Consider the following 22829-nt stretch of genomic DNA (forward strand, 5'->3'; position numbering starts at 1 on the left):
CTGATAATGTAGGAGTACAGGAGGGAAAAAGCGTTGAACTTGATCGAGAACTTGAACAAGGCGATTCATTATATCGAACAGCATTTGGACCAGGAAATCAGCTACAAGGAAGCGGCGAAGCAGGCGTTCTGTTCGGAGTATCATTTTAAGAGAATGTTCTCGTTTCTTGCAGGTATGCCGCTCTCCGAATATGTGCGTAGACGAAGATTGACGCTAGCGGCATTCGAGCTGCGGAACGGCACGGACCGGGTCATTGACGTGGCCATGAAATATGGTTATTCATCCCCCGATGCTTTCACGAGGGCGTTCCAAAGCTTGCATGGCATTACGCCGACGGAAGCGAGAACGAGCGGCCACTTACTCAAAGCTTATCCCAGAGTATCCTTTCAACTTACCATTAATGGAGGAGATGTTATGAATTATCGGATCGTAGAAAAGGAAGCTTTCCGGATCGCCGGCTTAATGAAGCGGGTGCCTATTGTCTTTAATGGAGTCAACCCGGATATCGCGGCGATGTGGAGCAGTTTAACGCCCGAGAAGATCGAGAGGCTGAAGCAGTTGTCCAACATCGAGCCGAACGGAATCATTAGCGCTTCCACGAATTTCTCGGAAGAGCGGATGGAAGAGAAGGGCGGGCTGGATCATTACATTGGCGCCGCTACGACGTTAGATTGCCCGGACGAATGGGAGAGCCTTGAAGTTACTGCTTCAACATGGGCGGTGTTCGAGGCGGTAGGTCCGTTCCCGGAAACGCTGCAGAATGTATGGGGACGCATTTACTCCGAATGGTTTCCGTCCTCCAGCTATGAGCAGTCAGGCGGACCCGAAATCTTGTGGAACGAGAGCAAAGATATCTCATCTCCGAATTATCGGAGCGAAATTTGGATTCCCGTGCTGAAGAAAACGATCGAGGCATGAGGAAATAACGATGCAATCCCCTCACGGCATACGGCTTGCCGGAGGGGGTTTTTTGTTACGACTTTCTTTCTTCCTCAAACTTGCAATAGATGGTTAGATCTGTCATCATTATGTTTATAAGTTTAAAAATATAATCCTATGGTGATCCGATGAATTCCTCCGCGAACGAAGCTGTATTGCAGCAATTCCGCAATTGTTCCTTAATTTTTGTAGCGCTTGGCGATCCTAACCGGCAAGATATAATAATGAAGCTGGCTGAACGCGGTCGCTTGAATGTGAATCAAATTACGGAGATGATCGCACTTTCCCGGCCAGCGGTTTCTCATCATTTGAAGATCCTGCGGGAAGCCGGCATTCTGAAGGCGGACAAGTTAGGCAAAGAGAAATTCTATTATTTGAATCTCGAGCATGTCATGACGGAGATCAAAGAATTGTTTGCCCGGATGGAACAAGACTGTATACATCCGTAATCTTTTAGATTATATGTTTATAAGTTTAAACCTGTTGAAGTTTCTAATCATTCGTAAGGAGTTATTAATAATGAAGACGGTTGTATTTGGTGCATCAGGGTTTATCGGAAGCCATGTTGTAGAACAATTACTTGAAGCGGGACATAAGGTCATAGCTGTCGTTCGAGCTTCGAGTCATACAGCCTTTCTCGAATCAGCTGGTGCAGAGGTTGTGAGGGCCGAATATACTCAGCCTGAGACTCTTGTCTCCTTACTGAAAGGGATAGAGGTTGTCTATAATTGCACCGCACATCCCAGAATGCACGAGAAGCGGGAGCGGCTTCAGCAAGTCGAAGTCGAACTGACCCGTAAGCTCATCGAAGCTGCGGCGCAAGCCGGAGTAAGGCGGTTCATTCAATTAAGCACAATATTCGTGTACGATTTCGACCGCTCTGAACCGATCGATGAAACGTATCCGGTTAAGCCCAAGTATACGTTCCAGCAAGTATGTATGGAGAGAGAGCTTGTCGTGCTGCAGGAGGGCAAAAGACTCGGACTGGAAACTTTCATCCTGAGACCTGCTAGTACGATTGGCCGCAGAGACAGAGCTTCCTTCTTCTCCGCTTTCTATACCGCGCATTTGAAGAACAAGTATCCGATTATAGGCTCCGGAGAAGTGCCGGTATCGTTCATCGATACACGCGATATCGGCAGAGCCATGGAATGGCTAGGGCGTCTGCCGCTTCAAGCTGGTGATGACGGTGTTTATTTGGTGAAAGGCTTTGATACGAGTTGGCTAGGTTTGAAATCGTATATGGATCAGAGATTGAAGTCGAAGGCGGGCGTTCAGCGGCTCCCAGCCGGTCTGGCGTATCTGATAGGCGTAATCATGGAGAAGTTGACGCCTAGGTGGGGCAATCCGATGCTTACTCCGCTGTTAGTCAAATCGTTGACTGTACCTCGAATATGGAATGACGGTAAGATCAGGAACGCGGGCTTCTTGCCGAAATATTCGTTAGAAGAAGCGGTTGAGGATGCTTTGGATGATTTGCAAAATGCAGCGTTATAAATGAATACAGAAGGTGGATCCTCATGACAACGAACAATAAACCGAATCGGCTAGCCGTGGAAAAATCGCCATACTTACTTCAACATGCCTATAATCCAGTTGATTGGTATGCTTGGGGACCGGATGCATTCGCGAAGGCGAAAGCGGATAATAAGCCTATTTTTCTAAGTATTGGGTACAGCACCTGTCATTGGTGCCATGTTATGGAGAGGGAGAGTTTCGAAGACCGGGAGGTTGCGGAGCTTCTGAATCGTGAATATGTCGCCATTAAGGTCGACCGGGAGGAGCGGCCGGATATCGATCAGCTGTATATGGCTGCCTGTCAGGCGATGACGGGGTCTGGCGGCTGGCCGCTGACGATTCTGATGACGCCGGACCAGGAGCCGTTCTTCGCGGGCACCTATTTGCCGAAAAGGCAGACGATGGGCCGCTTCGGCTTGATGGAACTGCTCACGCAGCTTTCGCGCAAATGGAGCAGCGGTCGCGGGGAGATAACGGGCATAGCGGCTCAAATTCGCGCTCAGCTTGAGCAAGCCCGCAACCAGCCTGCAAGCGGCCAGTGGAATGCCGGGCTGCCGAAGCAGGCGTTCGAGACGTTCGCGTCGATCTTCGATGAGGATGACGGCGGATTCGGCGGTGCGCCGAAGTTTCCGACGCCGCACAATCTGTCGCTGTTGATGGCCTATGGCGCAAGAGCGGACGAACCCGAAGCGCTGCGGATGGCGGAAGAAACGTTGGATGCGATGTGGCGCGGCGGGCTGTATGATCATATCGGTTTCGGCTTCGCGCGTTATTCGACCGATACCCGTTGGCTCGTTCCTCACTTTGAGAAGATGCTGTATGATAACGCGCTGCTTGCCGTCGCATACACCGAGGCCTATCAGCGTACGGGCAGCTTCATCTATAGTCAAGTAACGGATCAAATTTTCACCTACGTAAGCCGGGATATGACTTCGCCGGAGGGAGGATTCTTCTCGGCGGAGGATGCGGATTCCGAAGGCGTGGAAGGGAAGTTCTACGTCTGGACGCCGGACGAAGTGAAGGAAGTGCTCGGAGAGCAAGCAGCGCAGCGCTTCAATTACGTTTACGATATTACGGAGGAAGGCAACTTCGAAGGCCGCAGTATCCCGAACCGGATTGAGTCTGCATTGAGCGAAGCGTCCGAGCGGTTCGGCGTTTCGGTAGAAGAGCTGGAAGCAGAGCTGGAGGAAAGCCGGGAGAAGCTGTTCGAAGCTCGTGCTCGCCGGGTGCATCCGCATAAGGACGACAAAATATTGACCGCTTGGAACGGACTCATGATTGCGGCGTTCGCTTTAGCTGCGAAAGCGTTCGGGGTGCCGGAATATGCGGATCGAGCTGCAAGTGCTGCGCAGTTCATTCAGAAGAAATTGACAGGCGAGAACGGCAGGCTGCTTGCCCGTTATCGCGAAGGCGAAGCGGCTATCGGAGGCTTCCTCGACGATTATGCGTTTCTGATTTGGGGTTTGAACGAGCTGTACGAAGCGACGCTGGATCCGGAATGGCTCGAGTGGGCGCAGTCGCTTGCAGACGATATGATCCGTCTATACGGTGACGAGGAGCAAGGCGGATTCTTCTTCACCGCAGCGGACAGCGAAAGGCTGCTCATCCGGATGAAGGAAACGTTCGACGGGGCGCTTCCTTCCGGCAACAGCGTTGCCGCGCGTCAACTGCTTAAGCTGTTCCAGCTTACGGGCGAACATCGTTACCGGGAGTGGGCACACCGGACGTTGGACGGATTGTCGTCGCAAGCTGCGAGCTACCCGAGCGCGCATACGATGATGCTGATGGCGGGGCTTTCCGCGCAATCGTCCGGACCGGACGTTGTCATTACCGGCGACCGTTCCGATCTGATGACGGCGCTTATGATTTCGGAAGCGCAGCAGGCTTATTTGCCTCACGGCTCGATTATTTTCGTCCCGGATGGAGAAGAAGGCGAGGCGATGCGAAAGCGTTGGCCTCATCTGGCTGATAAACGTCCGGTCGACGGCAAGCCTTCAGCTTACGTATGCCGGGATTTTACTTGTCATGCGCCAGTTATGGACGCGGCTGCGCTGGAAGCGGAGCTGAAGTAATCTGGAAAACCGGGAGAACCGACCGTACAGACTAACCAACTGATGCGGAAGGTTCTTTTTTTACGAGTGCTTATCATTTATATATTTATTTCTTGGATTGTTATATGATATGGGTAGTCATACCTTCCTAACTAATTCCTTGTCTTTATTATTGCATGTCCAACACAGAGCATGAATCTATGGAATGATAAAGGAGAAATATAACGATGAGCAAACACAACACAGTTGAGAAAGACATTGTCGGACCTACAGCCCCGAAGGATCCTGTCGCAAGACGAAGCGGATTTTATATTATGCTGGAATCTGTAATTGAAGCTACGGCACGAAACGAAGGAAAACCTACGCAAGATATTTATTTGGAAGACCGGCTTGCCGATAAAGCTAAATTTACGGGCGGCGTAACGGATGAAGCAATCTTGTCGAAGTTGTCTAATTGCGCCGATTTTCACAACGTTGTTCATAGCATCGGTGTTTCGGTTAAGTCGCATCGCGATGTGACCGATACGGTCGACTTTGTGATCCAGAACTGGGGGCGTACGAACAAATACGAATCAGGTACGTTGCTTCGTGTGCCTTGTGCGGCGGACGGATCGGAGACGATCATTACGCTGAGCGAACAAGACTGGAGTGCAGATGACGACGTGCCGGGCAAATACGCTTTCGAATTCAAGGATGCAGGAGAATTGGCGACTGCGACGGTGAAATTGTATTTGAATGACGGCTATGAAGTGCCAGAGCTGACGCTGGAACCGCCGGTAGCGTACGAATCGGAGGCGTATCGTTCGATGATCGCCCGTTCCCTGCTCAGCAAAGGCAACAACAAACGGTTGAAGGCAGCGATCGCGAAAGCGCAGCGCGGTGAAGAAGTGACGATCGCCTATATTGGAGGATCGATTACGCAAGGCGCCGGCGCAAAGCCGATTCATACGGAATCGTACGCGTACAAGTCGTACGTCATGTTCAAGGAAATGTTCGGGAAGGACGGCGGCAGCAATGTTCATCTCGTAAAAGCGGGAGTAGGCGGTACGCCGTCGGAGCTTGGGATGATCCGTTACGACCGCGACGTATTGAAAGACGGAGCCGTGAAGCCGGATATCGTGTTCGTCGAATTCGCCGTCAATGACGAAGGCGATGAAACTAAAGGGGTTTGTTACGAAAGCTTATGTCTACGGATCGCCGAGAGCGATAACAACCCGGCTGTTGTGCTCATGTTCGCGGTGTTCGTGAACGATTGGAACTTGCAGGACCGATTGTCTCCAGTCGGCCGCTATTACGGCTTCCCGATGGTCAGCGTAAAGGATGCCGTCGTGGAGCAGTTCCAATTGACGAAGGCGGAAGGGAATATCATTTCGAAAAGACAATATTTCTATGATATCTATCATCCGACGAACGATGGGCATACGGTCATGGCGGATTGCATCGGCTATCTGTTCTCGGAAACGGCGCAGTCGGTTGAAGACCAGGAAGATATTACGCTTAACAAAGCGCCCTTAATCGGCAATGCTTTTACCGGCGTTAAGCTGCTCGACAGATCGAGAACAGCGCCGGCGGTCATCGATGCGGGCGGTTTCCAGGAAACCGACTCTGATCTTCATATGGTCGAAATGGACGAAGATCCGCACGGTTCGCCTCAATTCCCTTATAACTGGATGCATACGGCTGAATCTGGCGATTCGGTATTCACGTTAACCATCACTAGCCGCAGTCTTCTGCTCGTGTTTAAAGATTCAGGAGACGTACAATTTGGTAAAGCGGATATTCATGTGGATGGACGTCTCGTATTGACTGCGGATCCGCATGTCATCAACTGGACGCATGCTACTGCGGTTATTTTGTACCAAGAGGATGTTAGCCGTGAACACCGAATCGAGATCAAGATGTCGGCCGACGATGCAGATAAGAAATTTACGATTCTTGGCTTCGGCTATACGGAGTAAGGTTACGACAATTAAGCAGGCTGACGGATCATTCCGTTGGCCTTTTTATTGTGATTCGTGCCCTTAAGTACATAGCATCAAAATATTGCTGCCCAAAATGGTTGTCTCGAATATAAAAAACTAAATTTTTTGCAGTAAAATCTATAGCATGTCCAGTAAACCGAGATGGAAAAATTTGATAAAGTATTCCATGTAATCGTTTTCTAACAACGTTGTCATGGTGGTGATAATGGCGGGCCTGCTAAGGCTGCACGTCAACAAGACTAAACCAACTGAATTATAACAATAAGGGAGGATTATGAAATGAAACCAACCAAAAAGAAGATGATTATGGCTTTCTTGCTTTGCTTCACCCTCGCTCTGCCAGCAGGAATTGCTAATGCTGCAACGACGCTCACCTCGAATGCAACGGGAACGCAAGACGGCTACGACTACGAGTTATGGAAAGATTCCGGCACGACAAGCATGACGCTCAACGCCGGCGGTGCGTTCAGCGCTTCGTGGAGCGGTATTAACAACGCCTTGTTCCGCAAAGGTAAAAAATTCGACGCGACTCAAACGCACCAGCAAATCGGCAACATCTCCATTAACTATGCAGCAACCTTCAATCCAGGCGGCAACTCCTATTTGACGGTGTACGGCTGGACGAAGAGTTCGCTCGTCGAGTACTACATCATGGATAACTGGGGAACTTACCGTCCATCCGGCACGAATAAAGGAACGTTCACGGTTGACGGCGGCACGTACGATATTTATGTATCGACCCGTACGAACCAGCCTTCCATCGAAGGTACGGCGACGTTCCAACAATATTGGAGTATCCGCCAGTCGAAACGTTCGAGCGGTACGATCTCGGTAAGCGAACACTTCAAGAAGTGGGAAAGCCTCGGCATGTCGCTTGGCAAATTGTACGAAGTGGCAATGACGGTAGAGGGCTATCAAAGCTCCGGTAATGCAGACGTAACGACGAACGTTCTTACGATCGGCGGCAGCAGCGGCGGAGGCACGACGACACCTCCTCCAAGCTCAGGTGCTACGAAGATCGAAACCGAGAGCATGTCGAAATCCGGCCAGTATACGGGCAACATCAGCTCTCCGTTCTCTGGCGTCGCATTGTATGCGAACAACGATTTGGTGAAAACGACGCAAAACTTCACGACAGGTACCCACAGCTTCTCGCTCCGCGGTGCTTCGAACAACTCCAGCACGGCTAAAGTCGACTTAAAAATCGGCGGAGTTACGAAGGGAACGTTCAGCTTCAGCGGAACGACTCCTTCCGTACAGACGATTAGCAATGTCAGTACGGGAACCGGAAATCAGGAAATTCAACTCGTAGTAACGACAGATACGGGACAATGGGATGCTTTCCTGGATTACCTGGAAATCAACTAATAGGATCAATACGCTTTGAAATAGCAAACGCCCGGCGGGATTTTCCCTCCGGGCGTTATTTTTGATAGAAACGAATAAGTGCTTATTTCTTCTGAAGCAGCGTCGTCCAGAGTGCGTAATCCTCGTAACCGAGACGCCAGAAGGCGGCGCCACCCAAGTCGTATTTTTTGGCGATGTCGATCCGTTTCGCTACGGAAGCGGTCGTCTCCGCCCAGAACACATAAGTATAGCCGTTCTCCGTATATTTGTACTTCGTCTGACCGGATTCCGGGTCATACGTGCCGACGGCGTTCTTCTGCTCAATGAGCTGCGGAAGCTGGCTCATCAGGACAGCGCGTGATACATAACTGCCGCTTGCGTCCTTCACCAATGCGCCGTTGCCGTCCAGTTTCCATTCCCGGACATAGAAAGGTATGCCGAGCATTAACTTCGAACGAGGAATGCCGTAATTCAAATATTGTTTGACACCGTCCTCGACCCAATCCAACTCCGCGACAGAACCTGGCGTATCGCTGCCTTTCCAATGCTGGTCGTAAGCCATCATGACGACCGTATCAACGATTCCGCCGATTGCGGCGAAGTCGTACGCGGTCTTATCGTTCCATAGCACGTCGCCGCGGATGAGATCGATTGAAACATTGAGCTTGCGGGCATGGGCTGCTTCGGTCAGCTCGCGGACAAAATTCGTAAATGCCGTGCGGTCCGATGCCGCCAAACCTTCGAAATCAAGGTTGATGCCATCGGCACCGAGGGCGGATGCACGGTCGACTAGCTGGTTAATAAATGACTTGCGGGCTGTCCCGTTCGCGAGAAACGCCGTCGTCCGCTTCGCGTCGAAATCGTTGTGTACGAGCGGCCACAGCTTCAAGCCCCGCGATTTGATCGACGCTGCAAGCTCATTGGATGAGCTGTCTCCGAGCTTGCCTGTGCTGTCGCTAAGCATGAACCAAGTCGGAGAATCGATATCCAGTCCTTGCGTTCCGGACAACTGGCCGAGCACCGTGCCGGAGTCCGACGTGCCATTCCAGCCGAGGTAGAGCAGCTTACGTTCATTCGACCAGATCGTATGACCGTCATTCGTCGTTACAGAAGCATCGGCATAACCTGCTGCAAAAGTAACGGCCGATGCGCGCGTATGGAACGCGCGGAGCGCCTTGCCGTTCTGAGTGACGGTTAGAAACGGTACATTCGTCCACCATTCGGTGCCGCCTTGTATGACGCTCGTATTCGAGAATCCTTTCGCATATTGAACAGCAGCTTGAAGACTGATAAAAGCTGCGATTTGGCGGCCATTCTGCTGAACCTCGTAGTCGGTTGCATTGGAATGGGCGACAATGCCTGTCGACATGTTGACCACGACGCTGCCCTGGATAGAGGCGGCTGCCTGTACGGCATCGTAAAGGGCGGCATAAGGACCGACTCCTATTGTTGTTTCGTCGACCATCACATCATATACCAGTTCGCCGGCACGCTGTTTCGTGAGCTGCGCATCGGTCAAATTGTCCCAAATCCACTTGCCGCTAGCGATCTCGATAATGTGGGCATTCGACCATTTCTTCGCTTCTTTCTTCGCTTCATCCAACGTGATATACGACCAGGCTGATTTCGTCTTGTCGCCTTGATATAACTGATAGGCGGCATATCGGCTGTATGCCCAGCCTGGCTTCTCCAAGTCGCGAATATGCGCATTAACAAGTGTTTTCGCTAATCTAAGTGCATCGTCATAGGAACGGAATTGTCTTGCAGACGACGTAACGCCATTCTGATAGACGGCATAGCGGGGGAAATTGTCCCACACCCATTCATGGCTCGAAATTTTCTCGACATGCGTGTAACTGAACGATTTCGCATAAGCGATGGCGTTGTTGTACTCGGCAAACTCTTTGAGCGCCTTGTCGTTCTGATATACGCGGTACTGGGTCATCTTCGTCGCGCCAGCTGCGGAGGCGAAAGCCGCCGCCCCTCCTTGAAGTGCGATCATGAGGGCTGCTGCGGCAATCCATTTGCGTTTAAACAAGCTTCTGCCACTCTCCCTTTCTATGTATCTACCTCTATTAGACGCAATTAGAAGATGGGAGGTTGCGGTGGAAAATGAAACCAATGGTCGAATCGTGTCGTTTAATGTAAGGTTCTGGATATTTGCATTGCGTGCTAATACCAATTTTCGAGCTGTGTGATTAGTGCATTCATTTGAGTTTCGGTTCCGATCGAGATCCGAACTTGGTCACGCAAGCGCGGCAAATCGAAATAACGGATCGCGAAGCCTTGTTCGGCAAGCTTGCTCACAAGAGTCGGTGCATCCGGAACATTCGGGCTGACCGGCGGCGAGCATAGGACGAAATTTGTTTCGGATGGGATGACCTTAAAGCCGAAACGTTTCAATTCAGATACAAACTTTTCTCGCGTCGCACATATCGCTGCTGCGCTTAACTGCATATACTCTTCGCCCTGCAATGCGCTGTATGCAAGGGAGAGACTGATACCGCTTACGTTGTAGACCGGCTTCGTCTTCTCGAACGCTTCGATAATCGAACGAGAGCCGATGGCATACCCGATACGAGCACCGCTGAGCGCATACGCCTTGGAGAACGTGCGGAGGACGACGACATTGTCGTACCGCTGGGTAAGCGGAATCGCCGAATAAGCGGCTTCTCCAGCGAAATGGATATAGGCCTCGTCAATTAAAACCAATCCAGGTGCGCACTGAACAATCCGTTCGATCTCGCTTGGTTGGAGCAGACGGCCTGTCGGCGCATTCGGGTTGACGAGCGCAATGACAGACGCGTTCGCGGCGAGCAGAGCGTCGGGATCGATGGCAAAGCCGCTGTCGGTCTGTACACGGATGACGGAAGCGTTGGCGGCAGCTGCCGCCGTCTCGTACATGGCGAATGTCGGATAAGGCAGTGCGGCCGTTCGCTCGCTGCCAACGAATGTGTGGAATAATGCAGCGATCAACTCGCTTGAACCGTTCCCGATGATAATTCTGTCGCGCTGCACGCCATGCTTCTTGGCTAACGCGTCCCGCAGCGCGGAGCAGGAAGCGTCGGGGTAAAGCCGGGCCGAGCTTTCGGCAGCGGAAGCGAGTGCACGAATGACGGTTGATGCGGGCGGATACGGACTCTCGTTCTGATCGAGCTTGATCATTGGCTGTTCGGGATTGACCGTCACAGTTGGATAGGAAGCGATCCTTTCCACATACGGCAAAGCATAAGACATGATAATCTCCTCCATTTGATCGATTGTGAGGAACGAATCTAGAGCACATAACCTTTTGCCGTTTCGTTCCAGTTGATTGGCCTGAAATCATCTTATCGGTTATCTGTCATTAACAAAATGTACAGAATTATATATTTTAAAGTGACAGATAGAGGGTCAACTCGCATAATGAAAGATAGTCAAAACACGGTTCGGAATGAAACAGGAGGGATGCCTAATGATTGAACTGACACCACCTATCGACGAGCGATCGGACGAGCCGATCTATGTTCAGTTGTACCGGTATATACGGCAAGAGCTGACCGAAGGCCGAATTGCGGCAGGAACGAGACTTCCGTCTGTCCGCAGGCTGTCAGGCCGGCTCGGCATCAGCCGGACGCCGGTCGCTCTCGCCTATGAGCAGTTGCAAGCGGAAGGCTATGTACGGAGCGTGCCTAGGAGCGGGTTGTTCACAGAAGAGTTGCTTCCGGAATCTCGCCCTCGCATTCAAGCTGGAGATGGAACTAAGGGGTTGAGCGGAGGTTCAAGATTGTTAGGCAGAAACGGCGAACATAACGACCTGTTGAACAACGGCACAAGCGCCAAGGCAGGGCCTTTGCATCAACTCTTTATCGATTTTGGTTACGGTGCGGTTGATTGGTCGCGGTTTCCGGCTGGCGCTTGGCGCAAGCAGCTGAACCGGTGCCTGCAGCCGGACGACGGTCGGCTGTTCCGGTATGGGGATCCGGCTGGAGAGCCGGAACTGCGAGAAGAGATCGCTTCTTATCTGCACCGGACACGGGGAGTCCGGTGTCATCCGTCATCCATTGTTATTGGCGCAGGGACATATCAGTCGCTTGATCTAATCCTGCAATTAATCGGCGAAGGCGGTGCGACGATGCATGTGGCTGCCGAAGAGGCGGTTAATGACGGGGTGAAGCGGTTATTCGACCGCCATCGGGCGGTTGTCACCCCGATCAAGCTGGACAGCGACGGTCTGCGTACAGACGAACTGAACGATACGCCGCATGTTCATGCGGTTTATGTAACGCCGTCTCATCAATTTCCTGTCGGCATGACCTTGTCGGCACCGAAGCGATTAAAGCTGCTTCAATGGGCAGCCTCGTCCGGCACTTATATTATCGAGAACGATTATGACGGTGAATACCGGTACGCCGGACGTCCGATTCCTGCGCTTCAGGCGATGGATGATAACGGCTGTGTTGCGTATATCGGCACTTTTTCCAGAGCGCTTACCCCTTCTTTCCGGTTAAGTTATGCGGTTTTACCGCCGTCCTTGTTGGAACGCTTCCATGCGAATCGGCATAGCTACGATCAGCTATCCTCGCCATTGCTTCAGCAGGCGATGGCCTTCTTTATGGAAAGCGGCGGCTTCGGCAAGCACATGCGGGCGATGCGCAGCTTGTATCAGCGGAAGCGCGACGCGCTGCTGCAAGCGCTGAGGGAATCATTGCCTGCAGACGGGATGGTTCGGATTGTGGGGGAGAGCTCAGGGCTTCATCTTTTGTTGACCTGGGAAGGCAAAGAAGAGGAAGCGATGATTACAGCAGCAGAGGAGAAAGGGGTTCGCGTATATCCTGTGTCACGGTATTGGTTACGGGGGGAGGATGCGCCGAACGGAACGGTTCTGCTGGGGTTCGGGGGACTAACAGAGAGGCAAATTCAAGCAGGCGTGAGCCGGTTGACGGAAGCATGGCTTGGCATGCCCTAGTTGAGCAGGTGACAATGAATGGTTCGACAAGGATTTTGTGCCAATTGAACGAATAAAATAATCGATGGACAGTGACGGTTACATACCTGCTCTGTTCATCTTAATTCTCACTCGATTCGAGGTATATCCGATGACCATACTTTTGTACCATTATTACGACCTATCGACGGGACCCTTTCGTAACTTATCGGATCTAGATCCATGCGAAGCGGAACGAATTCTTCAAGAGATTCGAACCCATAAGAAGGGGTTTGCCAGTAAGCGGTCGGCCGATTATTTGACGATTCGCCGTAATCTCGAGGCCAGAGCGAGAGAGCTTTTTGTCTTGAAAGGCGGAAAGCCGGTGAGGAGCGCTCCGCATTACATGACGCTGGGAGAGTGTCCATGGCTGTTGGAGTGGTTCGATGAAGGCAAGCAGCTTGCTATTGCGATCGACCATTTTGATCCGAGTGTAATCAGCTTTACTTACGGGGATTTGTTTCCCACGATGAGATATCAGGACGGTAAGAAGTACAGAGGTCAAATCTATACGTTGCCTGAGATAATCGAATTGATCGATGAATTCGGACTGCCTCAAGAATGGAACCGGTCGGGAGACCAAGGGCCGGAGAGATATATCGAGGTGCAAGTATGGGATGACCTGCCGCTGCTCCTTTGGACGAGGAAATCGATATAAATGCAAATAAAAAAGATGGCTTTTCAGCCATCTTGTCATTCACCGTACCAACTTGTCATATCGCGATGTCTGCCCAGAACTCTTCATCGGCATCCAGCGTAATTTGCGAACGGAACACGCGGATTTGATATTGCTCCAGCATGTAACGCTCGATCGCTTCCATCAGATTCGCTTCGACGAGATACTGGCTGCGGCCTTCGACCCATACTTCTGCGGTGAAGCCGTATTCCTCGTCCCAAGCGAGCTGCACTTCAACCTCGGTTGGCGAAACGCCCTTGCGGCGTCCGACATGCAGACAGACAGCGTTAATGATCTCGTCGGTATAGATCCGCATATTAGTACGGTCTCCTTCGGTTATTGGAATAGCGCCGGTTGCGGAAGTAGTTCAGCGCAGTGCGAATGCCCGCAATTAGCGCGAATATTGCCAGCACGTTAATCAATAACCCGATCAGGTTGCCGAAAAAGCCCATATTCGAGAAAATGCCGCCGAACAGCAAGCCTGCCAATCCGCCGATCATCAATCCTTTCATAAAGCTCCCGCCGCTGAAGAAGCCGCGCTTGGCCGTCTGGCCAGCTGTGCCCGCCGTTGTGCCTGCCTTCGAGCCAGGATTGCTCTGGCTGACGTTATCATTGCTCTTCTTCGGTGTCTGGGTGAAGCTTTGCTTCGGTGATTTAATGGATCTTCTCGGCTTCGCGTCTGCCGATTCGTTCACAAGCACGAACAACAGCGAGAATGCCATGAATACTGCGATGAATTTCTTGAACAAAACAATCTCCTCCTGTGTATTGGCCATTAAGGCTCTCGTTGCGATATTGTCCTAATACGGCTACAATGAACGATGGTTTCATATTTATTCGGTTGAGGGGGGGGGCGAAGGTGGCAACATCGTATCCGCTATCATATATATCCTATTTGTCCGAATTTCATGCAACTCGGGATTATTTCGAATGCCATGAATTGCTGGAGGAATATTGGAAAGCGCATCAAGGCGAGGAATTGACGGGAACGTGGCACGGATTAATTCAAATCGCGGTTGGTTGTTACCATCACCGCAGAGGCAACCGAGGCGGCGCACTCAAAATGTGGACGTCCGCGCTGCAGCGGCTATCCGATCACCATTTGGTACAGCTTGGGCTGGATGGAACCGAGCTGCTCGCGGAGCTGCAGCGCCGGCGCGATGCGCTTGAAGAAGATGCGGCGTTTCCATATTCCGATATGGATCTGCCGATCCGCGATCCGAAGCTGCAGGAAGCGTGTCTAGCGGAATGCGCGAAGCAAGGCTGGCGCTGGGGATTGCCGAGCAAGGAGGCGGGAGAGGACGTTATTCACCGTCATCTGACACGAGACCGGTCCGAAGTTGTCGGCGCACGCGCGCAGGCAGCATTGGAGAGACAGCGAAGCATCGGGCGGAGCGAGTGAGCAACCGTTACAACCCGAACAAAAAAGGGCTGATTTAAGGTCATATGTTGATGACCTTAAGTCAGCCCTCTTCGCGTCAATCGTTATTTCGCCGTTCCAGCTGCGATCTCGTAGCCTTCCGTGACAAGATCGAGCTTGCCCGTCTTCGGATCGACGATCAGACCGTGAACCGGCGTGCCCGGAGGCAGCAACGGGTGGTTGCGGATAATGTTAACGCTGTTCTCCACGCTCTGTTGTACGTTATCGAAGCCGCGCAGCCAGCGCATCAGGTCGAGGCCGGAGTTCTTCAGCGTCGTAATCGTCTCGTTCGTCACGCCGCGGTCAGTCATCTTGCCCAACGTTTTCTCGGGGTTGATGCCCGTCATGCCGCAGTCGTGGTGGCCGATGACGACAACTTCCGCAGCTCCAAGCTCATACAACGCAACGAGAACGCTGCGCATAATGTTGCCGAAAGGCTGGGTAACGATGGCGCCAGCGTTTTTAATAATTTTTACGTCGCCGTTATGAACGTTAATTGCCTTCGGCAGCAGTTCCGTAAGACGCGTATCCATACAGGTTACAATGACCATTTTGCGGTTCGGAAATTTGTCCGTCAGGTAAGGCTCGTATTGTTTCTCCGCTACGAATTGCTCATTGAACGACAAGATTTGATTTAATTGATTCATTTGAATTTCCTCCTTATGATTGCAGCAAACGCAAATTTGTCGTATAGATTTGTCCATCGCTCTTCAAGCTGTACGCGTACCGATTCTCATCGTAGTCAATACGAAGTTTCGGCTCAAAAAACACCTCGAAACGGGGCTCGTACCAGAAATCGAACGGGTCGCCGTTGCCAAGCGCATCGTCCGGTCCGCCGCCTTCAATCAATTGAAGGGCGGGTACACCACTGACGACACAGCCGCAGCCTTCGGTATCGTACTTGAGCTTCAACTGCCGCTTGCCGTCCGCTAGATAAGGCTTCAGCGCTGTTTGCGCCGAAGGGGTGAACGTGATGTGCATGCGTTTCTCCTCCACCAATTTGTTTCTCTATATATCATGCATTAAAGTTGATTATAAGTTGTTCAAAAAGTATGATCAAGTAGAATGGCTGATTCAGGAAAGGTGGAGAGTTCCATGACGAGAACCTACGAGCAGATTCTGCAGACATTTAAGGACAAAATGAAAGAGATCAAGAGCTATGAGGAAGCGCTGGCCGTCCTGTATTGGGACATGCGCACAGGCGCGCCGCGCAAAGGGCTCGACATGCGCTCGGAGGCAATCGGCGTATTGTCAGCGGAAAGCTTCAAGCTGGCGACGTCTAAGGAACTCGGCGAACTGTTAGCGCAGCTTGAGGAGAAGGGCTCGAATGAGCAGCTGAACGATCTTGACCGCCGGCTCGTCTCGGAGACGCGCAAAGATTACGACCGCAGCGTACTCATTCCGCCGAAGCTTTATCAGGAATATGTTGTACTGACATCGCAATCGGAATCGGCATGGGAAGAGGCGAAAGAGAAGGGCGATTACGATGAGTTCCGTCCTTATTTGGATAAAATTATCTCGTACACGAATCAGTTCATCGATCTATGGGGCGTGAAGACAACCCGTTATGATACGCTGCTCGATCAATATGAGCCCGGTATGACCGTAGCGGAACTCGACCGCGTCTTCGGCGGCCTGCGCGACAAGCTTGTGCCGCTTGCTTCGGCAATCGCGGCATCGCCGCATCAGCCGAATACATCGTTCTTGAGGCAGCAGTATGCGAAGGAACCGCAAAAGTCGTTCAGTCTGTTCATTCTGGAACAGATGGGCTTCGACTTCCAAGCCGGCAGACTGGACGAGAGCGTGCATCCGTTCGCGACGGGACTCAATGTTAGTGACGTACGCATAACGACGCGCTATTTGAACGATGACGTGACGAGCGCGCTGTTCGGTACGATTCATGAGGGCGGACACGCGCTGTACGAGCAGAATATTATGGCCGAGCTGGCAGGATCCCCGCTTGCAACGGGCACTTCGATGGGCATTCATGAGTCGCAGTCCCGCTTCTGGGAAAATGTGATCGGCCGAAGCCGTCCGTTCTGGGAGCGTTACTATGGCGATTTGCGCAGCCGGTTCCCGGGCCAATTCGACGATGTGTCTGTTGACGACTTCTATCGTGCGACGAACGTCGTTCAGCCTTCGCTCATCCGGATCGAGGCGGATGAATTGACGTACAATCTGCATATCATCATCCGGTACGAGATCGAGAAGATGATATTCAACGGTGGAGCGAAAGCGGAGGACCTCCCGGCAATCTGGAACGATAAATACCGCGAATATCTCGGCGTAGAGCCGAAGAATAATGGAGAAGGCGTGCTGCAGGACGTGCATTGGTCCGGCGGTGCGTTCGGCTACTTCCCGTCTTACTCGCTTGGCAATATGTATGCGGCACAGATGGCGGACACACTGGAGCGTGAGGTTCCGAATTTCTGGCAGCTGGTCGGCGAAGGGAACCTGCTTCCGATCAAACAATGGCTGACGGAGCGGGTATATAAGTGGGGCAAAGCGCGGACGCCGTCCGAGATCATCGTCGGCACAACTGGTAAACCGCTTGATCCGTCGCACCTCGTTGCGTATTTGGAGCGGAAGTACAAGGATATTTATAAGCTGTAAACGTGCAGGATAGGATCGTACGGTCATCGGATCGATCCTAGACCGGCTACGACAAGCCCCGCCTAAACGAATACCGTAAACCTTCGCGGCTGCTGCCGCGAAGGTTTTTTGTGCTGATCGGTTGCTAACAGCCGCAGCAGCAGCAAGGGGAGAGCATCCGATTAGCCGATAGGGTTTGTAAGCACCGCTGCGCTCGTCTTGCTTAAGCAATTAGGCGCCGTTTAGTGCTTTCGTATGAGGATACAGTTGCCCGGTTTGGCGAAATAAACCGTGGGACTATTTGGATATTGATTAAAAATGGAAAGTTCGTTATCATACCGCTGTAATCGTTTTCTTTTGTGTTAAACGTTCGCATTGCCATTGCTGTAACGAATGCATTCCAACCTTTAAGGAGGCGCACGCATGAGTTCTGTTCAATCGCAAACGCAATTCAAACCACACGATTATGCGAAGATCGCAAGATCGGCTCCGTTTCAGTCCTTGTTGAGACAGAAGAGACGTTTTATCGTGCCGATGACCGTGTTTTTCCTCGTCTTTTATTTTCTCCTTCCGATTCTGACATCCTATTGGACTTTCTTGAACGAAGACGCGATCGGTCCGATCTCGTGGGCATGGTTGTTTGCCTTTGCACAATTTATTATGACTTGGGCGCTATGCATCGTGTATATCCGTAAGGCGAAGCGATTCGACGAAGCGGTCGAAGCGATTCGAAGAGAACATAACATTTGATCTCGAGAGGGAGATGAACGATGCATAAGACAGCCTTTTGGTTATTTCTAGCTATCGTAGCCGTTACCCTAGTCATCACCTATATCGCCTCTAAGAAAACGAAATCGACTAACGAGTTTTACACCGCTGGCGGCGGACTAACCGGCTGGCAGAACGGGCTCGCGATCGCTGGCGACTATATGTCAGCCGCCTCGTTCCTTGGCATCGCCGGGACGATTGCGCTTGCTGGCTTTGACGGATTTTTCTACAGTATCGGCTTCCTCGTCGCGTACCTCGTTGTACTGTATCTCGTAGCTGAGCCGCTTCGCAATCTTGGCAAGTATACAGTGGCGGACATGATTGCAGCCCGGTTCGACGCGAAAAAAATTCGCGGGATCGCAGCTTTGAACACGATTACGATTTCGACGTTCTACATGATTGCGCAGCTCGTAGGCGCAGGCGCACTCATTAAGCTGCTGCTCGGCTTGTCGTATACGGAATCCGTACTGATCGTAGGTGCGCTTATGACGATCTACGTCGTGTTCGGCGGCATGCATGCGACTTCCTGGGTGCAGATCATCAAAGCAGTGCTTCTGATGGGAGGCACACTGCTGCTGTCGATTATCGTCTTCGCAAAGTACAACTTTAATGTGTACGATATGTTCAATGCGATGAAGTCGGCCACGCCGCTCAAAGATTCGTTCCTCAATCCGGGCAATAAGTACAAAATACCGCTCGACATGCTGTCGCTGAACCTTGCGCTGGTGCTCGGAACAGCCGGATTGCCGCACATTCTTACCCGTTTCTTCACAGTGCGGGATGCGGTGACGGCAAGAAGCTCTGTCGTGTATGCGACTTGGATTATCGGCATTTTCTACGTTATGACGATCTTCCTCGGCTTCGGTGCAGCAGGCTTCGTCGGCTACGACGCTATCGTCGCAGCGGACAAAGGCGGCAACATGGCAGCACCGCTCCTGGCAAGGGAGCTAGGCGGAGAATTTTTCTTCGCTTTCATCTCAGCGGTTGCCTTTGCGACGATTCTCGCCGTTGTAGCAGGCTTGGTGCTGTCGGCCGCATCCGCTTTCGCTCACGACTTCTACAGCCACATTCTGCGTAAAGGCCAAGCGGGAGAGAAGGAGCAGATGAAGGTCGCGCGCTGGGCGTCGGTTGGCGTTGCAGTCGTCTCGATTGTGCTTGCGCTTGCAGCGTCGAAGCTCAATGTCGCCTTCCTCGTGTCGGTTGCCTTCGCAATCGCCGCGAGCGCGAATTTGCCGGTCATCTTGTTCACAATCTTCTGGAAACGGTTCAACACGATTGGCGCCATAACGGGCATGCTCACAGGCTTGATCAGTGCTATCGTGCTTGTCGCGATGAGTCCGTCGGTGTGGAATCCGGTAGAAGGCAAAGCGATCTTCGTCGGCGATCCGTGGTTCACGCTCGCTAATCCGGGGATCATCTCGATTCCGCTCGGTTTTATCGCTTCGGTAGTCGGTACGCTGCTGTCAAGAAAGAAAGCCGAGGATGTCGCGAAATTCGAGGAGATTCAAGTCCGCTCCAATATGATGATGTAGTCAGAGGTCAGAAGCCGCTTATCCGGACCGGTTCCGGAGAGCGGCTTTTTTGTATGTCCGCATACGGACAGCAGCGCAGCAGCCGATGCACCTCCGCACCTGCCTATGCATAGGCTGAAGCAACTACACAATGTTCGGTTCGTGAATTGGGATGATGACGGAAGGCCTAAGGACGAATCGCGGAGGGGTACACGATGATGAAGGTTAAGTTTCGAAGGAGTTGGCTGGCTGCTCTGCTCGCAGCCGTGTTGACCGTAACGCTGCTGGCCGCGTGCGGGAAGTCGGATGATGGCAGCACGAAGGTGACCATCGGTGAAGTGACGCGTTCATTGTTCTATGCGCCGGAATATGTTGCGATTGCGAACGGCTATTTCAAAGACGAGGGCATTGATATCGAATTGACGACGACGCCTGGCGGGGACAAAACAATGACCGCGCTGTTGTCCGGCCAGATTGACGTCGCGCTCGTCGGCTCGGAGACGTCGATCTATGTGTATCAGCAAGGCGCAGATGACCCCGTCATCAACTTCGCGCAATTGACGCAGACGGACGGCACGTTCCTTGTTGCCCGTAATCCGATTGAGAATTTTGACTGGTCTTCTTTGAAAGGCGCCGATTTCCTCGGCCAGCGCAAAGGCGGCATGCCGCAAATGGCCGGCGAATTTACGCTGAAGAAGCATGGCATTGATCCGCACAACGATTTAAAGCTGATTCAAAATATCGATTTCGCGAACATTCCGGCAGCCTTCTTGTCCGGAACCGGCGAATATGTACAGTTGTTCGAGCCGCAAGCCTCCATTATCGAGAAAGAAGGCAAAGGCCACGTTATCGCTTCGTTCGGCGTAGAGAGCGGCCATCTGCCTTATACGGTATTTATGACCAAGAAGAGCTACATCGATAAAAACAAAGACGTCGTGCAAGGGTTCACGAATGCAGTTCATCGTGCTCAGCTGTGGGTAGCCGATCATTCGCCGGAAGAAATTGCCGATGTCGTCCTGCCTTATTTTGAAAATACGGACCGCGATATCGCCATTAGCGCAATCAAACGTTACAAGGATCAAGGCTCGTATGCCTCCGATCCAATTGTTGACGAAGCAGAATGGAACAATCTGGCCGATGTCATGACGTCCGCTGGCGAACTGAAGGAGAAACCGGCTTACGACAAGCTCGTGGATACGTCGTTCGCAGAGGAATCGATCAAGGCGGTTAAATAAGGTTAGCATGAAAGGAGACGGCGGGTATGCCGGAACAAGAGAAGCTGCGGCTGCGCAATGTATCTCATGTATACGTCAATGACAGCGGCGCCTCGCTCGCCGTCGAATCGCTCGACCTGACGATCGCGCAGGGGGAATTCGTCAGTCTGGTCGGTCCGAGCGGATGCGGTAAAACAACGGTGCTTCATCTTATAGCCGGACTGCTTCAGCCAACTCGCGGAGAAGTTAACATGGACGGCAAACGGGTGACGGGGCCATCGACGGCTGTCGGCTATATGCTTCAACAAGATTATTTGTTCCCGTGGCGCTCCATTGGAGACAATGCGGCAATCGGCTTGGAAATAAACGGGAAGCTGAATGCGGCATCGAGGCAGCGCGTCGGACGGCTGCTGGAGGAGCTGGAGCTTGGCGGAACGGCGCAGCGCTATCCGCATGAGCTGTCAGGCGGCATGCGGCAGCGTGTCGCACTTGCCAGAACGCTCGCGACGGAGCCGGACATCATGCTGCTCGACGAGCCGTTCTCGGCGCTCGACATGCACATTAAGCTGCAATTGGAGGATCTCGTGTGGAGCACGATTCGGGGGCGCGGGCAGACCGCGGTGCTCGTGACGCATGATCTCGCCGAAGCAGCGGCAATGAGTGACCGGATTATTGTGCTGGGGCGTAATCCGGGACGGATTCGGCTGGATCTTGACGTGCCGGACTCGCTGCGGGCTATATTACCGATGGAAGCCCGCCGGCATCCGGCGTTCCAGCCGCTGTTTGAGCAGCTGTGGGCACAACTGGACGGCGATACGGTTGATGTGAACGGCAACGGCGAAGAGTCGGTCGAAGGAGGCATTCGGCATGAAGATGAAAATTAGCGGAGCGACAAACGATTCGGCCTCCCAATGGCTTCAAAGCTTATTCGCCAAGCATAAAGCGCGTTCCCGACGCATCACAGCCGCTGTGCTGCTCGTCCGAATGGCTATTCTCGTCTTCTTCGTCGGCTTATGGGAGCAGGCTGGACGCAGCAAATGGATCGATCCGCTGCTGTTCAGCTATCCTTCCCGCATTGTAAATTTGATCGCCGATATGGTCCGCGACGGCTCGATCTGGCCGCATGTCGGCATGACAGCAGGCGAAACCGCACTCGGATTCGTGCTCGGTACGGCGCTCGGCACACTGATCGCCGCGCTGCTGTGGTGGTTTCCTTTCGTCTCGCGCGTCCTTGATCCGTATCTTGTCGTGCTGAACAGCATGCCGAAGGTTGCGCTAGGACCGATCTTCATCGTCGCGCTAGGTCCAGGGTTTATGTCGATCGTGGTAACGACACTGTCGGTTACGGTCATTATCACGACGCTTAACATATATAATCAGTTCAGGGAAGTGGAAGGCGGGTTCGTGAAGGTTGTTCGGCTGTTCGGCGCATCCCGCCTGCAGACGTTCCGCTACGTCATTATTCCCGCCTCGTTCCCGGTCATCATCTCGACGCTCAAAGTCAACGTCGGCTTATCTTGGGTCGGCGTCATCGTCGGCGAGTTTCTCGTGGCGAAGCTCGGACTCGGTTATCTCATTATATACGGCTTTCAAGTGTTCAACTTTACGCTAGTGTTGTCGAGCCTTGTTATTATCGCTCTTGTGGCGACGGTCATGTATCAGCTTGTCGCGATGCTGGAGCGGAGGTTGACGGGCGGCAGACGGGAACGGTAGGATAGAGGGAAAGAACGGTTGAACAGTCGAGGGCTAAGTTATGGGTATACGTGTTATCAAAACAGCGCTTGCCGCACTAGCGGCAATCTATACCGCTGTATATCTCGATCTTCACCCGCCGTTATCGGCGGG

Annotated in this window: 21 protein-coding genes; 15 read left to right on the top strand and 6 right to left on the bottom strand. The window is 52.4% G+C overall.

Annotated elements, in window-relative coordinates:
• Window positions 1-33: 33 nt before the first annotated feature.
• From PKO01S_RS22095 to PKO01S_RS22120, 6 genes are all read left to right on the top strand, one after another.
• Window positions 34-918 (top strand): AraC family transcriptional regulator, encoded by an 885-nt coding sequence (locus PKO01S_RS22095; RefSeq protein ID WP_127533613.1) that lies wholly within the window; start codon window positions 34-36, stop codon window positions 916-918.
• 149 nt (window positions 919-1067) lie between these two features.
• On the top strand, window positions 1068-1388 hold the full coding sequence (locus PKO01S_RS22100; RefSeq protein WP_127533614.1) for an ArsR/SmtB family transcription factor: 321 nt from the start codon (window positions 1068-1070) through the stop codon (window positions 1386-1388).
• Between the two features lie 70 nt (window positions 1389-1458).
• Window positions 1459-2436, top strand: coding sequence for an NAD-dependent epimerase/dehydratase family protein (locus PKO01S_RS22105; protein ID WP_127533615.1), 978 nt, complete (start codon window positions 1459-1461; stop codon window positions 2434-2436).
• 23 nt (window positions 2437-2459) lie between these two features.
• Window positions 2460-4529, top strand: coding sequence for a thioredoxin domain-containing protein (locus PKO01S_RS22110; RefSeq protein WP_127533616.1), 2070 nt, complete (start codon window positions 2460-2462; stop codon window positions 4527-4529).
• Window positions 4530-4735: 206 nt separating this feature from the next.
• Entirely contained in the window at window positions 4736-6466 is a 1731-nt protein-coding gene (locus PKO01S_RS22115; protein WP_127533617.1) for an SGNH/GDSL hydrolase family protein, read from the top strand.
• A gap of 303 nt (window positions 6467-6769) precedes the next feature.
• A complete protein-coding gene (locus tag PKO01S_RS22120; RefSeq protein WP_127533618.1) occupies window positions 6770-7858 on the top strand; it encodes a glycoside hydrolase family 11 protein in 1089 nt (362 codons plus the stop codon).
• 82 nt (window positions 7859-7940) lie between these two features.
• On the opposite strand, the gene PKO01S_RS22125 is transcribed toward PKO01S_RS22120, so the two are convergent.
• The gene (locus PKO01S_RS22125) at window positions 7941-9875 is read right to left on the bottom strand and encodes a glycosyl hydrolase family 18 protein (RefSeq protein ID WP_246070682.1); all 1935 of its coding nucleotides are present in this window, start codon (window positions 9873-9875) and stop codon (window positions 7941-7943) included.
• 134 nt (window positions 9876-10009) lie between these two features.
• Window positions 10010-11074, bottom strand: coding sequence for a histidinol-phosphate transaminase (hisC, locus tag PKO01S_RS22130; RefSeq protein WP_127533619.1), 1065 nt, complete (start codon window positions 11072-11074; stop codon window positions 10010-10012).
• Window positions 11075-11291: 217 nt separating this feature from the next.
• Here hisC and pdxR point away from each other — a divergent pair, with 217 nt between their 5' ends.
• Together pdxR and PKO01S_RS22140 are read left to right on the top strand one after the other, a co-directional pair.
• Entirely contained in the window at window positions 11292-12785 is a 1494-nt protein-coding gene (gene pdxR / locus PKO01S_RS22135; protein ID WP_127533620.1) for a MocR-like pyridoxine biosynthesis transcription factor PdxR, read from the top strand.
• Between the two features lie 130 nt (window positions 12786-12915).
• Entirely contained in the window at window positions 12916-13461 is a 546-nt protein-coding gene (locus PKO01S_RS22140; RefSeq protein ID WP_127533621.1) for a hypothetical protein, read from the top strand.
• Between the two features lie 55 nt (window positions 13462-13516).
• Here PKO01S_RS22140 and PKO01S_RS22145 read toward each other — a convergent pair whose 3' ends face one another.
• The gene (locus PKO01S_RS22145; protein ID WP_127533622.1) at window positions 13517-13795 is read right to left on the bottom strand and encodes a YxcD family protein; all 279 of its coding nucleotides are present in this window, start codon (window positions 13793-13795) and stop codon (window positions 13517-13519) included.
• A 1-nt stretch (window position 13796) separates the two neighbouring features.
• Window positions 13797-14228 (bottom strand): hypothetical protein, encoded by a 432-nt coding sequence (locus PKO01S_RS22150; RefSeq protein WP_127533623.1) that lies wholly within the window; start codon window positions 14226-14228, stop codon window positions 13797-13799.
• Window positions 14229-14338: 110 nt separating this feature from the next.
• Here PKO01S_RS22150 and PKO01S_RS22155 point away from each other — a divergent pair, with 110 nt between their 5' ends.
• Window positions 14339-14881: a DUF309 domain-containing protein gene (locus PKO01S_RS22155; protein ID WP_246070683.1), complete on the top strand. Its 543-nt coding sequence runs from the start codon at window positions 14339-14341 to the stop codon at window positions 14879-14881.
• Window positions 14882-14964: 83 nt separating this feature from the next.
• Here the strand turns inward: PKO01S_RS22155 and PKO01S_RS22160 are convergent, their stop codons facing one another.
• Complete coding sequence (locus PKO01S_RS22160; protein WP_127533625.1) at window positions 14965-15546, bottom strand: beta-class carbonic anhydrase; 582 nt, start codon at window positions 15544-15546, stop codon at window positions 14965-14967.
• A 13-nt stretch (window positions 15547-15559) separates the two neighbouring features.
• Complete coding sequence (locus PKO01S_RS22165; protein WP_127533626.1) at window positions 15560-15880, bottom strand: iron-sulfur cluster biosynthesis family protein; 321 nt, start codon at window positions 15878-15880, stop codon at window positions 15560-15562.
• 114 nt (window positions 15881-15994) lie between these two features.
• On the opposite strand from PKO01S_RS22165, the gene PKO01S_RS22170 reads away from it, so the two are divergent.
• From PKO01S_RS22170 to PKO01S_RS22195, 6 genes are all read left to right on the top strand, one after another.
• Complete coding sequence (locus PKO01S_RS22170) at window positions 15995-17512, top strand: carboxypeptidase M32 (protein WP_127533627.1); 1518 nt, start codon at window positions 15995-15997, stop codon at window positions 17510-17512.
• 402 nt (window positions 17513-17914) lie between these two features.
• Complete coding sequence (locus PKO01S_RS22175) at window positions 17915-18241, top strand: DUF485 domain-containing protein (protein ID WP_127533628.1); 327 nt, start codon at window positions 17915-17917, stop codon at window positions 18239-18241.
• Window positions 18242-18261: 20 nt separating this feature from the next.
• A complete protein-coding gene (locus PKO01S_RS22180; protein WP_127533629.1) occupies window positions 18262-19791 on the top strand; it encodes a solute symporter family protein in 1530 nt (509 codons plus the stop codon).
• 194 nt (window positions 19792-19985) lie between these two features.
• A complete protein-coding gene (locus tag PKO01S_RS22185) occupies window positions 19986-21005 on the top strand; it encodes an ABC transporter substrate-binding protein (protein WP_407669692.1) in 1020 nt (339 codons plus the stop codon).
• 26 nt (window positions 21006-21031) lie between these two features.
• Entirely contained in the window at window positions 21032-21868 is an 837-nt protein-coding gene (locus tag PKO01S_RS22190) for an ABC transporter ATP-binding protein (RefSeq protein WP_127533630.1), read from the top strand.
• Window positions 21852-22697 (top strand): ABC transporter permease, encoded by an 846-nt coding sequence (locus tag PKO01S_RS22195; RefSeq protein ID WP_127533631.1) that lies wholly within the window; start codon window positions 21852-21854, stop codon window positions 22695-22697. Before PKO01S_RS22190 ends, PKO01S_RS22195 begins: the two co-directional genes overlap by 17 nt.
• The last annotated feature ends 132 nt before the right edge of the window (window positions 22698-22829 follow it).

This window comes from Paenibacillus kobensis NBRC 15729 (assembly GCF_004000825.1).
Classification (GTDB): domain Bacteria; phylum Bacillota; class Bacilli; order Paenibacillales; family Paenibacillaceae; genus Paenibacillus_T; species Paenibacillus_T kobensis.